Genomic DNA, 13,424 nt, shown 5'->3' with positions numbered 1-13,424 from the left:
CCTTGTTGAAAGCCTTTCAGCGTACCTTTATCCCTTACCTATCACGAACCATCCGTCCGGTACTGCATACTGCTTTGCTGTTGGAATAAATATTACCGCCGAATACAGAATATTCTGAGTGAAGTAGTATAAAACGCATAAAAAAACCACTTATATGAATATTAATCAATAAGTTACATGAAATTCTTATATAAAAAAACGCATTTCTTAATTGTTCTAACAGCACTGAAACGCCATATAAGAAAAACAATAATCCCATTGATATATAACAGAAAGGTACAACATTGAGGGGTTTTGGCAGCGATACATCGATAGCTTCGCTTACCCGTAGGGTCTTTCATTAATCAGTAATAGTTAATTGTAAACGTGACTTTGCCGTTCGCCTTGCCTGGCGAAGTCCCAGAAGCGGTTTGAATATAACGGGCAGCCAATGGAACACGAATTGTCGGGCTACCGTCTTTTGGTAGCGTTACTGACTGCTCTGCCGCAAAGTTAAACAGCGTCGGCGTTTGGCTGCTATTTCCCCAACCGAGCTGTATCCCCACCCCCGATGCTGCACCGGGTACCGTAGAGTCAATAGCCATAATCCCATTGGCAGCATCAATCACCGAAGTCGTCGGGGTCAGTCGCACGCCAATACTATTATTGGTTGAGTTGGCTACCTGCCCGGAGCCGATAGAATAATCAAACATTAATGTACTGTTGGCGGCATTATAATAACCATAGAAGGTTGGGCAGTTGGTCAAGGTGATCGAAGCATCAACCCACGGAGTGGTTGCCCCCTGTCTGGTAAAGTATTGCCGCGTGTCGTAACTCCCCAGATTAACATTCACATCTGGCGTAGTGCAGGTCTGGGCTGATACCGTTAACTGCCCCTGAAACTTGATAATGTACGCTTTAATAGGAAGCCCGGTTGTCGCCGGATAATTTATCGGATTCACAACCGAGAGTGCGGCAGTTGGTAGTGTGGTCGCATTAAGGGTGTAACTACCCGGTGTAATCGCACCAATTTTGATCAACGTTACATAGATCGTTCTGTTTGAAAGAAATGGTTTATAGGATCCCCCTGTCACCAGGCTGTTCACATCCGCCGGAAACTGATAGTTAGGTTTGCCTAATATGGCTGCATCGCCATTATTATTGCGGGAGATGGCAATTCCTACCCCAGGGATATTGGTCTGATAGACAGCGCCACCGAAAGGACTACCCGCCCAGTTGGCGAGGGGAAGAGGCGCCAGCTCAACGATCCACGCAATGTTAAGCCACATTGAGGTATCCGTCGGCGAGTCACAAGACATCACCGAGAGGCCGGTAGCACCACTCAACCATCGGCCCTGATAAATCACCGTTCCGACTGGAAGATCACTCCCCGCCGAGATCGCTGAAGGAGACAGAGTCACATTATCGGTACGTGGGGAGCCATTCATCGGTGAACAGACTACAGCAGCCCAAGCACTATTGCTGGCGGACATGAGCAAAAGCAATCCGATCGTACCTTGTATTATCCCCTTCATTTTTACCTCTGGCGCTAAAGGCGCACTACGTTTGTCATTTTCAATGTCAGAACCCGATGCCAAGCTAGTTTAAGACCACCATATTCGCTGCGAGTCGTGGCTTTCAAGCTGACATTAACGAAACCCGTCACGTTGAGTAAGCAGCCGCAACCAAGCAACGAAGATAAAGCCTTTTCAATGCGACAGAACCGGAAAAAGTGCCAATCTGACGCGCCATATTTTGAGAAAAAGCTTCATCAAAACTCCTGGCCCAACGGGAGTTAAAAAGGGATGAGTCCCCTTCAACAACTCACTATTGATACTGATTAGAATAGACTACATTGCTGATCACGGTGCCGGCAGCGGTGACTCCTTCAGCATAAGGTAGGTTTCAAACCTTCCCATATAGCTGCGCTCCTCCAATATGCAGCACTCGTTTTTATGCAACCGATTCTTAGTCTGCGCTATTTTTGAAGTGTCTAAAGCCCATAAATCAGATCACCAATGTTGACTTAGCTGCCCAAATACTCCCTTATATTGCAGCTTTGTCGTCTCCTACCGGGAGACCAAGATTATCCAATAGCCAACTTGCTACGTTGGTGAACTAGCTGTGTTTAAAGGAATAAATATCAATGTCTTTGATTGAAATAGCTGCGAGTAGCACTTACGCCGCTTCAGTATGGATGGCTGCCCGTAATAATGTTCATACTTGGTGGATAGGCATTATTGGTTGCCTACTCTACGGGTGGGTATTTTTCTCTGTTCAGCTCTATGCCGATGTCACACTTCAGCTATTTTTCATTGCCAGTAGCATCGCAGGTTGGGTGAACTGGCTAACTGGCAATCAAGGTAAGGCAATCCATATCCGTAAAACCTCAGGGTGGTTGCTTGGCGGTTTTGCCCTGGCAGCCTTGCTGGTATCCTCTTGTTATGCCTACGTGCTTCACACTTATACCAACGCCTGGTCTCCCTGGCTCGACTCCTTGATCATGACATTCAGTATCATGGCGCAGTTTATGCTGATGGGGAGAAGGATCGAGAACTGGTATGTGTGGTTGCTGGTAAATACTATTGCGGTACCGCTTTACGCTTCACGTGAGCTTTACATCACGGCGATCCTCTATCTCATCTTCTGGTGTAATGCCTGGTACGGCCTTTATCAATGGCGTCAGGAGCTGAAAGCAAGATGAAACGCTTTGCTACTGGGCTGATCGTGGGCAAGTTTGCACCATTACATCATGGCCATGAAATACTGATTAACACCGCACTTGATGCATGCGAGAAGCTGGTCATTATCAGTTATTCCTTACCTGAACTCCCCGGCTTCGGCCCTGCTAGACGGCAGGCCTATCTACAGACCCGTTTTCCACAAGCACACATTCTGGTGATAGAACCCAAGGACGCTTTAGCTTGGGGCATTGGCCAGATGCCTCATAATGAAGGCGATGACGATTCACACCGCCATTTCGTCGCCTCATTGTGCCTACAGCACCTAAACATAATTCCTGAAGCCGTATTCACTGCCGAAGATTATGGCTCAGGATTCGCTCAGGTGCTTAGCAAACGTTTTCAACGGCAGGTTTCACATGTACGTCTGAGGCGCGAGCTAGGGCCCGGAGCCGTGTCGGGAACACTGATTCGATCAGACATTCATCAATATCGACACCTGATGGCACCGGAAGTGTACGCCCATTTTGTTCACCGCATCTGTATCCTGGGCGGGGAATCTACGGGCAAGAGTACCTTGAGTATCGCATTAGCTACTGCACTGGACACTGTGTCAATCTGTGAGTATGGCCGCGAACGATGGGAACAAAGAAAGGGACATCTGATTTTCGAAGACATGCTGCATATTGCACATACCCAGACCTTATGGGAGATGACTGCATGCCCAAATCGCTATTTAGTTTGTGATACTTCACCGCTGACAACGTTATTTTACTCGTTGGCCATGTTTGGTAGTGCAGACCCAGCATTGGAGGAGTTAGCCTGCCGACATTATGACACAGTCGTGCTTTGTGCTGACGATTTCGCTTTCCACCAGGATGGCACACGCCAGGATGAGTCATTCCGTCAACGACAACAGCAATGGTATATCGAAGAGTTGACCAGACGTGGCATTCCCTTTTTATACGTTACTGGCAGTGTGACACAGCGAGTAGAGCAGATACTTGATCATCTTTCTCCCTCTAAGGTTTCGATTATTTGAACACAGAATGTTACTACAAAGACACTGTTAGCTGGACTATCACGATAGTATAAAAATCTGCTTTATTTTTTCGTTTACGCTGCGCATCTCTGACTTCCTAAGCTTCCTTCAGTTCGATGGTTTAGCCCGCCTCGTCGGGGACACAAAGAACGGGAGCCATCAGGCTCCCGATATTCAATAGTGAATTTTTGATTTATTGGAAATTCAGCATGAAACCAGCTGCAGCCTGATAATCACCCGCTTGAATATTTCCCGGCACACCATCTCCCTGAAGGTAAACGGTAAAAGGAAGGGTGTTATTACCATTCTGGAGCGAAAAATTTTTGCTGGGCTTTCCCAGTTCAAGCACATTTCCTGCCCCGTCGATCAATGCAACACTGGCACCGCTAGCCGTACCTGTAATACCAAGACGACCATCCTTTCCTTCCGCGCCAACGAAAGTAACGGTTACACTATTACCGCCAGAAACTTCACAATCTTCCATTCGAATATTGAAATGTTGCGGAACCGACTTTCCAGAGCCATTGTTTTCAAGCAGTGCGGCATCGGCCACCTGCCCTAACGTAACCGTCTGGTCAATGGACTCAGGTGCTATAGCGCAAGATGTTTGCGTCTTAATAATGCTGCCTGACACAGTCATTCTTCCACTACCTTCGGCCATCGCCGCCGAGCTAAAAGCGAAGGTTGTTAAAAATAGTACAGCGAACAAGTTTTTAACTTTCATAATAAAATCCCTTATTAAAAAACAATTGCACCGAATGCGCATGTCAATAATCGCATTTCATCAGAAAATTAAAATTCATTTACGTTGTGTCAGCGACAGGCAAAAATTAATTTAATCCAGCCTAGTTTCGTGCGTTTTTTAGTCGATTTTGTACAACCTAAAACGTTGGGGGAAATATTTATTGAGGGCAGTCGCGGCTATTGGTGTATCCACTTGCTGAACATAGTTCACTCATGACCATCATCATAATTGAATTTACCACTCCATTCTTATATGTTACTAGTAGAGTGACACAACGGCTAACGTAGATTCGTGACCATTTTCTTTTTACCAACAGGTTTTGAAATGACTAAATCCACAAGGTCAAAATACCAACTTCAATGCTAGCCGGATTTAATTGATAATAGAGGAGAACGTTTAAAGGCTCATTTTTGTAGCAGTGAGGGGCACCAACTGCCCCGGTTGTTTTTTTGCTGGAATTTATCCAGTCACTGTTTCCACTCTGCAAGTCGCTGGTATCGACACGCCGAGCAACTCTTGCAATGTCACTCAAGCTTTTCTCCAAGCGTAAAAAAACCACCAGAAGGTGGTTATAGGCAGGATTTTATTCCTTCTGTTCTTTTTTTTACTCCTCGCCACGGATCCAGTGAACCTCTCAGCGAGTAGAAATCAATCTTGGTTATACCGCCATCACTATAGACATCTGCATTATCCGCTATCGAAATAATGCTGTAATACTTCCCTGTTTTCTGTGATGAAACAGGCCCGCCCCCGGTTAACTTACTTTGCCACGCAACCAAGATACATTCCTGCGTCTCCTGAACTCCGTTAGATGTCGTAAAAGAGGCAACAATCTCTTGATCTTCTCTATAAGTGTAGGGGTTGACGCACCCCGTGATAGTTATCACCCCTAACGTCAGAAGTAGTTTCTTCATATCCATATCCTTTTAGTATTTTGACCGAATAGTATCAGGATATTGTTAACAGAAAAACAAACGGGAACCATCAGGTTCCCGTTATCATTCAACGCTAAAACACACTTACATATGTTTAACGATAGCGTCACCAAACTCTGAACATTTCAGCAGTTTAGCACCTTCCATCAGGCGTTCGAAATCGTAAGTCACGGTCTTAGCAGCGATAGCGCCTTCCATGCCCTTTACGATTAAGTCAGCAGCTTCGAACCAGCCCATATGACGCAGCATCATCTCAGCGGACAGGATGATGGAACCTGGGTTCACTTTGTCCTGGCCAGCATACTTAGGTGCAGTGCCGTGGGTAGCTTCAAACAGCGCACAGTCGGAACCGATGTTGGCACCAGGGGCAATACCAATACCGCCAACCTGAGCTGCCAGGGCGTCGGAGATGTAGTCACCGTTCAGGTTCATACAGGCGATCACGTCGTATTCAGCCGGGCGCAGCAGGATTTGTTGCAGGAAGGCGTCGGCGATCACGTCTTTAACCACGATCTCTTTACCGGTGTTCGGGTTTTTGATTTTCAGCCATGGGCCGCCGTCGATCAGTTCACCACCGAACTCTTCACGTGCCAGTTCGTAGCCCCAATCCTTGAAGGCACCTTCGGTGAACTTCATGATGTTGCCTTTGTGAACCAGCGTCACTGAATCACGATCGTTGGTGATCGCATATTCGATGGCCGCACGAACCAGGCGTTTGGTGCCTTCTTCGGAACAAGGCTTAACGCCAATACCGCACTGCTCTGGGAAACGGATCTTCTTCACGCCCATTTCGTCACGCAGGAACTTGATCACTTTGTCGGCTTCTGCAGAACCCGCTTTCCATTCGATACCGGCATAGATGTCTTCGGCGTTTTCACGGAAAATCACCATATCGGTCAGCTCAGGCTGCTTAACCGGGCTTGGTGTGCCCTGGTAATAACGCACCGGGCGCAGACACACGTACAGATCGAGCTGCTGGCGCAGTGCCACGTTCAGAGAACGAATACCGCCACCCACTGGCGTAGTCAGTGGGCCTTTGATCGCTACGCGGTAGTCACGAATGAGTTCCAGTGTTTCTTCCGGCAGCCACACGTCTTTCCCGTAAACGTGGGTGGATTTTTCACCGGTATAGATTTCCATCCAGGAGATTTTACGTTCGCCGTGGTAGGCCTTTTTAACCGCTGCATCCACCACGTGGATCATGGCAGGAGTAACGTCAACGCCAATACCGTCACCTTCGATGAACGGGATGATAGGGTTATGCGGAACAACCAGTTTACCCTGGGCATCAACCGTAATCTTTTTACCTTCTGCCGGAACAACTACTTTGCTTTCCATCAACCTCTCCTTTCTGTCTTCAAGCGCAATTTTTGTTAATGCTTTGTAAGATGCGTGTCAATACTACTTGAATATTCAGCTCGCGCCAATCCGAAACGGATTAGGCTATAATGCGCTTAACATTCGAAATCGCAAAGACCATGACTAAATTCTCTGTTAAAAATCACCAAGTTAAACGATTCAGCCGCAGTAAACCCGCAGCACGCCAGAAATCCCAGGCGCCGCGGCGAGTGGTTATCTTCAACAAACCCTTTGATGTGTTACCACAGTTTACCGACGAAGCCGGCCGCGTCACCCTGAAAAAATTCATTCCTTTCAGCGATGTTTATGCCGCCGGGCGACTCGATCGCGACAGCGAAGGCTTACTGGTGCTGACCAACGACGGAAAGCTACAGGCGCAGCTAACCCAGCCTGGCAAACGCACCGGTAAGATTTATTATGTGCAGGTGGAAGGCGAACCCCAGGAGAGCGATCTGGCTGCATTGCGCCTTGGCGTTACGCTGACCGATGGGCCAACCCTGCCCGCCGGAGCGGAGCTGGTCGAAGAACCAGAATGGTTATGGCCACGTACTCCACCCATCCGCGAACGCAAGACCATCCCCACCAGTTGGCTGAAAATCACGCTCTACGAGGGCCGAAACCGCCAGGTGCGTCGCATGACGGCACATATCGGCTTCCCTACCCTGCGCCTGATTCGTTACAGTATGGGCAATCTTTCCCTGGGGAGCTTGCAACCTGGGGAATGGCAGACCGTCGATTCACTATAAGGAACCGCCATGTTTAAGCCGCACGTCACCGTTGCCTGCGTGGTTCATGCCGCCGGTAAATTTTTGGTGGTCGAAGAAACCATCAACGGTAAAGCCCTGTGGAATCAACCGGCCGGCCATCTCGAAGCGGATGAAACGCTGGTCCAGGCCGCCGAGCGCGAGTTGTGGGAAGAAACCGGCATCCGCTCCACGCCGCAGTCTTTTCTGCGGATGCATCAGTGGATCGCGCCAGACCGCACGCCGTTTTTGCGCTTCTGCTTTGTGATTGAGCTGGAGCAGCCGCTGCCCACCGAGCCGCAAGACGATGACATCGACCGCTGTCTGTGGCTGACCGCCGAGCAGATCCTGGAGGCTGAAAACCTGCGTTCACCGCTGGTGGCCGAGACGATCCGTTGTTATCAGCAGCCGGAACGCTACCCGTTGTCGCTGGTTGCCAGCTTTAACTGGCCGCTTTAACGGCAAATAAGGGCCGTGCGCGCAGGCGGCCAACGTGGTAAAATCCTGCGCTTGTTTTTTATCGCACAGTACGTGTTCAAGTTCGTGAGATCCCCATGTCAGACAACAGCCAGAAAAAAGTGATCGTCGGAATGTCCGGCGGCGTCGACTCTTCCGTTACCGCCTATCTGTTACAACAACAGGGCTATCAGGTCGCTGGGTTGTTCATGAAGAACTGGGAAGAAGACGACGACGAGGAATACTGCTCGGCCGCCACCGATTTGGCCGATGCGCAAGCCGTCTGCGACAAGCTGGGCATCGAGCTGCATACGGTGAACTTCGCAGCGGAATACTGGGACAACGTGTTCGAGCTGTTCCTTGAAGAGTACAAGGCAGGCCGTACCCCTAACCCGGATATCCTGTGCAATAAAGAAATCAAATTCAAAGCGTTCCTGGAGTTTGCGGCTGAAGATCTAGGGGCGGATTTTATCGCTACCGGTCACTATGTCCGCCGCCAGGACGTGGATGGCAAAAGCCGCCTGCTGCGCGGCGTCGACGGTAACAAAGACCAAAGCTATTTCCTGTATACCCTGAGCCACGAGCAGGTCGCACAAAGCCTGTTCCCGGTCGGTGAGTTGGAAAAGCCAGAGGTACGCCGCATTGCGGAGCAACTGGAACTGGTTACCGCCAAGAAAAAAGACTCCACCGGTATCTGCTTTATCGGCGAACGTAAATTCCGCGACTTCCTGGGCCGCTATCTGCCAGCACAGCCAGGCCCAATCGTTAGCGTCGACGGCCAAACCATCGGCGAGCACCAGGGCTTGATGTACCACACCCTCGGCCAGCGTAAAGGCTTGGGCATCGGCGGTATGAAAGACAGCAGCGAAGATCCGTGGTACGTGGTAGATAAAGACGTCGCCAACAATATTCTGGTGGTCGCTCAAGGCCACGAACATCCGCGCCTGATGTCTATCGGCCTGATCGCCCAGCAGTTGCATTGGGTGGATCGCCTGCCGTTGACACAACCTCTGCGCTGTACGGTTAAAACCCGTTATCGCCAGCAGGATATTCCCTGCACCGTGACGCCGCTAGATGCCGAGCGCATCGAAGTCCGCTTCGACGAGCCGGTCGCAGCCGTCACCCCAGGCCAGTCCGCCGTGTTTTATCAGGGCGATATCTGCCTGGGCGGCGGCATTATTGAACAGCGTATACAGGAGTAACCGTGGCGAAGAATTATTACGACATCACGCTGGCCATGGCCGGGATTAGCCAAGCTGCCCGTCTGGTACAGCAGTTGGCGCACGAAGGGCAAATGGATGGCGAAGCCTTCCACACCTCACTCAACAGCCTGTTGCAGATGGATCCCCCTTCTACCCTGGCGGTGTTCGGCGGCGAAGAGCGTAACCTGAAGATGGGGCTGGAAACCTTGATTGGCGTACTCAACGCCAATAACAAAGGCCCGGCTGCCGAGCTGACCCGCTACACCATCAGCCTGATGGTGCTGGAGCGCAAGCTGAACGCCAACAAAACGGCGATGAATACGCTCGGCGAGCGCTTGAGCCAGTTAGAGCGTCAGTTGGCGCATTATGAACTGGGTTCAGATACCATCATCAGCGCCCTGGCCGGTATCTATGTCGATGTCGTGGCACCATTAGGGCCGCGTATTCAGGTAACAGGTTCACCCGCCATCTTGCAAAATCCGCAGGTGCAGGCCAAGGTTCGTGCCACCCTGCTCGCCGGTATTCGTGCCGCCGTGCTGTGGCAGCAGGTTGGCGGTAGCCGCCTGCAGTTAATGTTTTCCCGTAATCGTCTGCTCAAGCAGGCGCAAAATATCGTTGCTCATTGTTAAACTTCCCAGGAGTTGCTACCGATGGAATTATCCTCACTGACCGCCGTTTCCCCCATTGATGGACGCTACGGTGATAAAGTCAGCGCACTGCGCACCATTTTCAGCGAGTATGGCTTGCTGAAATTCCGCGTGCAGGTTGAAGTACGTTGGCTGCAAAAACTGGCCGCTTGCGCAGAGATCAAAGAAGTTCCCGCTTTTGACGCCGACGCAAACGCTTACCTTGATAAGATCGTCGCAGAATTCAGTGAAGAAGACGCCCAGCGCATCAAGACCATCGAGCGCACCACCAACCACGATGTGAAAGCGGTGGAATACTTCCTGAAAGAGAAAGTGGAAGCGGTACCCGCTCTGCACGCCGTGTCCGAGTTTATCCACTTCGCCTGTACCTCTGAAGACATCAACAACCTGTCCCACGCGCTGATGCTGCACACCGCGCGTCAGGATGTGGTGTTGCCGCACTGGCGCAAGATCATCGAATCCATCAAAGGGCTGGCGCTGGAATATCGCGATATTCCCCTGCTGTCCCGTACCCATGGTCAACCCGCTACCCCGTCTACCGTGGGTAAAGAGTTTGCCAACGTGGCCTACCGGATGGAGCGTCAATATCGCCAGTTAGAGCGCGTTGAGATCCTCGGTAAAATCAACGGCGCGGTGGGCAACTACAATGCCCACATCGTGGCCTATCCGGAAGTGGACTGGCACCGTTTCAGCGAAGAGTTTGTCACTTCGCTGGGGGTGACCTGGAACCCGTACACCACCCAGATCGAGCCGCATGACTATATCGCCGAGCTGTTCGACTGCGTGGCGCGTTTCAATACCATCCTGATCGACTTTGACCGTGATATCTGGGGTTACATCGCCCTGAACCACTTCAAGCAAAAAACCATTGCTGGTGAGATCGGTTCTTCCACCATGCCGCACAAGGTTAACCCGATCGACTTCGAGAACTCCGAAGGCAACCTGGGCCTGGCTAACGCGGTACTGGGCCATCTGGCTAGCAAACTGCCGGTTTCCCGCTGGCAGCGTGACCTGACGGACTCCACGGTGCTGCGTAATCTGGGCGTGGGCCTAGGCTATGCGCTGATTGCCTATCAGGCCACCATGAAAGGCATCAGCAAGCTGGAAGTGAACCGCGCGCACCTGCTGGATGAGCTGGATCACAACTGGGAAGTGCTGGCCGAGCCGATCCAGACCGTGATGCGCCGCTACGGCATCGAAAAACCGTATGAGAAGCTGAAAGAACTGACCCGTGGCAAACGCGTGGATGCGGCAGGTATGCAAACCTTTATCGATAGCCTGGAACTGCCAGAAGACGAGAAAACCCGCCTGAAAGCCATGACGCCAGCTAACTATATTGGCCGCGCCACCACCATGGTTGACGAGCTGAAGTAAGCGTCTTCCCTTATATCTTTAAAGGCTCTTTAGTTACCCGCCCAAGGGCGGGTAAACTTTAACCGAGCTGAACCTGATCCCACAGCCGGATCACCTATGAAACAACAAGCCGGCAAGATCAGCGACCCTACGCAGCGAAAAGATTATCTTGCCGTTTTATAGTGAGCTATCTGTGAAACGCCGCCCTTTATGGTAGAAAACTCGATCGTGCTCACCGATTGGTCTTAGTACGCGGCAGGGAACGCCCACAGCAACCACGTCTGCAGGCACATCCTTGGTCACCACGCTTCCAGCACCAATAACGCTGTTACGACCAATGGTAACGCCAGGGTTAATGATGACCCCACTCCCAATCCAGACATTATCTTCAAGGGTTACGGGCAAAGAAAACTGCTGGCCGGTAATCCGCACCGCAGGATCCACCGGGTGCCCCGTGGTAGATATCGTGACATTCGGTGCAATCATCACATTATCGCCAATCTGGACCTTACCGTCGTCCACCACAACCAGATTAAAGTTGGCATAAAAGTTATCCCCAATAGCGATCTGGCTACCATAGGCAACATGCAGTGGCGGCTCAATCCAAAAGTTCTTGCCAATCCTTCCCATCAGTTGTTGGATCAGCGCTTCACGTTTTGTCCGCTCTGAAGGCCGCGTATGATTAAAGTCATAAACCAATTCTTTTCCGCGCAGGCGCTCTTCTGCCATACCTTCATCCATATCAGTGTATAAACACCCACTGGCTAACTTTTCCCGTTGCGTCATCATCGCATTATCCTTGTCGTTGACTATGCCATATCCCTTACGGCTTCAGGTTCACGTTTAAAAGCTGACAGCGGCCCACGTCCCGACAAAGTGAAGACTGATATCAGAGTAAACGTTAGCGCAATAAGCCCCAGGATAAGGTAGGTTCCGTGGAAGCCGACTTTTTCATACATGTTCCCGGCAAAGACCGACATAAACATGATGGCTAATTGTTTAAAGAAACAGAAGCAAACCAGATAAATAGTGGCAGAGAAACGCACCTCAAATACCGAAGTGATATATTTAAAACAGCCGACGATCAGGAACGGGATTTCAAACATATGCAAGGTTTTCAGAATAACCACTTCTAACGGCGTAGAGGCAAATGAAGAGCCGATAATACGTACAGACATGATTAGCCCCGCGAGCAACAGCGCATTTTTCCCACCGATACGATTCACAATGAGCGGTGCAAAAAACATGATTGAGGCATTCAGCAACTCCCCCATCGTGGTGACATAACCAAAAACACGCGTTCCTTGATCGGTAGAAGAGAAAAACGAAGTGAAAAAGTTGGCGAATTGCTGATCAAACACATCATAGGTACAGGAAACGCCTACCACGTACAGGGCTAAAAACCACAGTTTTGAGTCTTTCAATAATTCGAACGCCAAGCGTAAATTAAATGGCTTGGTGTTAGCGCCCAATTTGTCAGCAACCTGGGCGGTACTGCCGGTTTCAGGCTTGGCGATAAGTAACAGGATCGCCAGTATCACGGCACAACCAGAGCCTAACCAGAATACAAATTCGTTGTTGATGGTAAACATGATGCCAACCACAGAGGCACACAACGCCCAGCCCACACAACCAAATAAACGTGCGCGGCCAAATTCAAACGAGCTACGGCGGCTTACTTTCTCTATATACGCTTCAATAGCCGGCGCACCTCCGTTATAAATGAAGCCAAGATAAATCCCACCCGCAATGGAGCCTAAAACAATATTGGTGCGTAGTAACGGGCCAAAAACATAGATAAAGAACGGCGCAAACAACACCAGCATCCCTGTGATTATCCACAGCAAGTGTTTTCTCAACCCCAGCTTATCCGACAGCAAGCCAAATATCGGCTGAAACAGTAATGAGAAGAAGGAGATGCTGGCAAAGATAATGCCGGTATCGCTTTTACTGACCTGGTTGATGTCATGCAGCCAGATAGGGAAAAACGGAAAATAGGCGCCCATGATGAAGAAGTAGAAAAAGAAAAACAGCCCAAACATCCAGAAGTTAGTGTTTTTTAAATAGTACATGCGAACTCCTTGTGCAAAACCCAAGCGCGTTTGAGCTCATACTCAAGTACGCGACATTATTTATATTTTCATCAGGTAGGAGATAGATACTTTTCTGTATTTTAAATACTCGAGTTGCGGGAAGGTGCTAAACCCACGCCCCCAGTCACACAGATAACCATGTGACTGGGGTAAACAAGTACAACTAAGAATCCATCCTGTGATGAATAA

Annotated in this window: 13 protein-coding genes; 7 read left to right on the top strand and 6 right to left on the bottom strand. The window is 50.0% G+C overall.

Annotation, left to right across the window (positions count from 1 at the left end; all coding sequences use genetic code 11):
* Positions 1-344: 344 nt before the first annotated feature.
* Complete coding sequence (locus IMQ33_RS03810) at positions 345-1,268, bottom strand: fimbrial protein (protein ID WP_230326857.1); 924 nt, start codon at positions 1,266-1,268, stop codon at positions 345-347.
* An 857-nt stretch (positions 1,269-2,125) separates the two neighbouring features.
* Between IMQ33_RS03810 and pnuC the strand changes: the two genes are divergently transcribed.
* Both pnuC and IMQ33_RS03800 read left to right on the top strand, forming a co-directional pair.
* Positions 2,126-2,683, top strand: a complete 558-nt coding sequence (pnuC, locus tag IMQ33_RS03805) for a nicotinamide riboside transporter PnuC (RefSeq protein ID WP_065685952.1) — start codon at positions 2,126-2,128, stop codon at positions 2,681-2,683.
* Entirely contained in the window at positions 2,680-3,702 is a 1,023-nt protein-coding gene (locus tag IMQ33_RS03800; RefSeq protein WP_196062965.1) for an AAA family ATPase, read from the top strand. The genes pnuC and IMQ33_RS03800 overlap by 4 nt, the downstream gene beginning before the upstream one ends.
* A gap of 193 nt (positions 3,703-3,895) precedes the next feature.
* Here IMQ33_RS03800 and IMQ33_RS03795 read toward each other — a convergent pair whose 3' ends face one another.
* From IMQ33_RS03795 to icd, 3 genes are all read right to left on the bottom strand, one after another.
* Positions 3,896-4,426 carry a fimbrial protein gene (locus IMQ33_RS03795; protein ID WP_196062966.1) on the bottom strand — a complete coding sequence of 177 codons (531 nt, stop codon included), beginning with the start codon at positions 4,424-4,426 and terminating at the stop codon, positions 3,896-3,898.
* Positions 4,427-5,016: 590 nt separating this feature from the next.
* A complete protein-coding gene (locus IMQ33_RS03790; RefSeq protein ID WP_161740295.1) occupies positions 5,017-5,361 on the bottom strand; it encodes a hypothetical protein in 345 nt (114 codons plus the stop codon).
* A gap of 105 nt (positions 5,362-5,466) precedes the next feature.
* Positions 5,467-6,720 (bottom strand): NADP-dependent isocitrate dehydrogenase, encoded by a 1,254-nt coding sequence (icd, locus tag IMQ33_RS03785; protein ID WP_021804667.1) that lies wholly within the window; start codon positions 6,718-6,720, stop codon positions 5,467-5,469.
* A 140-nt stretch (positions 6,721-6,860) separates the two neighbouring features.
* On the opposite strand from icd, the gene rluE reads away from it, so the two are divergent.
* The 5 genes from rluE (at position 6,861) to purB (ending at position 11,163) form a co-directional block, all read left to right on the top strand.
* On the top strand, positions 6,861-7,487 hold the full coding sequence (gene rluE, locus IMQ33_RS03780) for a 23S rRNA pseudouridine(2457) synthase RluE (protein ID WP_065686209.1): 627 nt from the start codon (positions 6,861-6,863) through the stop codon (positions 7,485-7,487).
* A 9-nt stretch (positions 7,488-7,496) separates the two neighbouring features.
* Positions 7,497-7,943, top strand: a complete 447-nt coding sequence (locus IMQ33_RS03775) for an NUDIX hydrolase (protein WP_065685947.1) — start codon at positions 7,497-7,499, stop codon at positions 7,941-7,943.
* A gap of 95 nt (positions 7,944-8,038) precedes the next feature.
* Positions 8,039-9,142, top strand: a complete 1,104-nt coding sequence (mnmA, locus tag IMQ33_RS03770; protein WP_021178255.1) for a tRNA 2-thiouridine(34) synthase MnmA — start codon at positions 8,039-8,041, stop codon at positions 9,140-9,142.
* 2 nt (positions 9,143-9,144) lie between these two features.
* The gene (hflD, locus tag IMQ33_RS03765) at positions 9,145-9,771 is read left to right on the top strand and encodes a high frequency lysogenization protein HflD (protein WP_021804670.1); all 627 of its coding nucleotides are present in this window, start codon (positions 9,145-9,147) and stop codon (positions 9,769-9,771) included.
* 21 nt (positions 9,772-9,792) lie between these two features.
* Positions 9,793-11,163, top strand: coding sequence for an adenylosuccinate lyase (gene purB, locus IMQ33_RS03760; protein WP_024529948.1), 1,371 nt, complete (start codon positions 9,793-9,795; stop codon positions 11,161-11,163).
* Between the two features lie 156 nt (positions 11,164-11,319).
* Here purB and IMQ33_RS03755 read toward each other — a convergent pair whose 3' ends face one another.
* Together IMQ33_RS03755 and IMQ33_RS03750 are read right to left on the bottom strand one after the other, a co-directional pair.
* The gene (locus tag IMQ33_RS03755; protein ID WP_161712068.1) at positions 11,320-11,928 is read right to left on the bottom strand and encodes a maltose acetyltransferase domain-containing protein; all 609 of its coding nucleotides are present in this window, start codon (positions 11,926-11,928) and stop codon (positions 11,320-11,322) included.
* Positions 11,929-11,951: 23 nt separating this feature from the next.
* Positions 11,952-13,214 (bottom strand): MFS transporter, encoded by a 1,263-nt coding sequence (locus IMQ33_RS03750; RefSeq protein ID WP_196062985.1) that lies wholly within the window; start codon positions 13,212-13,214, stop codon positions 11,952-11,954.
* Positions 13,215-13,424: the final 210 nt, after the last annotated feature.

Origin of the sequence: Serratia sp. Res13-Sevr-LER1-36-b (assembly GCF_015673035.1) — a bacterium.
Taxonomy (GTDB): Bacteria; Pseudomonadota; Gammaproteobacteria; order Enterobacterales; family Enterobacteriaceae; genus Chania; species Chania fonticola_C.
Note: the sequence above shows the minus strand (reverse complement) of the source record. Positions and strands in the feature narration are given on the sequence as shown.

What these genes read in the sequence shown, in the direction of transcription:
- IMQ33_RS03795 (WP_196062966.1), bottom strand. Translation starts at nt 4,426, where the DNA reads ATGAAAGTTAAAAACTTGTTCGCTGTACTATTTTTAACAACCTTCGCT.
- purB (WP_024529948.1), top strand. Translation starts at nt 9,793, where the DNA reads ATGGAATTATCCTCACTGACCGCCGTTTCCCCCATTGATGGACGCTAC.
- IMQ33_RS03755 (WP_161712068.1), bottom strand. Translation starts at nt 11,928, where the DNA reads ATGACGCAACGGGAAAAGTTAGCCAGTGGGTGTTTATACACTGATATG.
- mnmA (WP_021178255.1), top strand. Translation starts at nt 8,039, where the DNA reads ATGTCAGACAACAGCCAGAAAAAAGTGATCGTCGGAATGTCCGGCGGC.
- IMQ33_RS03750 (WP_196062985.1), bottom strand. Translation starts at nt 13,214, where the DNA reads ATGTACTATTTAAAAAACACTAACTTCTGGATGTTTGGGCTGTTTTTC.
- IMQ33_RS03800 (WP_196062965.1), top strand. Translation starts at nt 2,680, where the DNA reads ATGAAACGCTTTGCTACTGGGCTGATCGTGGGCAAGTTTGCACCATTA.
- pnuC (WP_065685952.1), top strand. Translation starts at nt 2,126, where the DNA reads ATGTCTTTGATTGAAATAGCTGCGAGTAGCACTTACGCCGCTTCAGTA.
- icd (WP_021804667.1), bottom strand. Translation starts at nt 6,720, where the DNA reads ATGGAAAGCAAAGTAGTTGTTCCGGCAGAAGGTAAAAAGATTACGGTT.
- IMQ33_RS03810 (WP_230326857.1), bottom strand. Translation starts at nt 1,268, where the DNA reads ATGTGGCTTAACATTGCGTGGATCGTTGAGCTGGCGCCTCTTCCCCTC.
- rluE (WP_065686209.1), top strand. Translation starts at nt 6,861, where the DNA reads ATGACTAAATTCTCTGTTAAAAATCACCAAGTTAAACGATTCAGCCGC.
- IMQ33_RS03790 (WP_161740295.1), bottom strand. Translation starts at nt 5,361, where the DNA reads ATGAAGAAACTACTTCTGACGTTAGGGGTGATAACTATCACGGGGTGC.
- IMQ33_RS03775 (WP_065685947.1), top strand. Translation starts at nt 7,497, where the DNA reads ATGTTTAAGCCGCACGTCACCGTTGCCTGCGTGGTTCATGCCGCCGGT.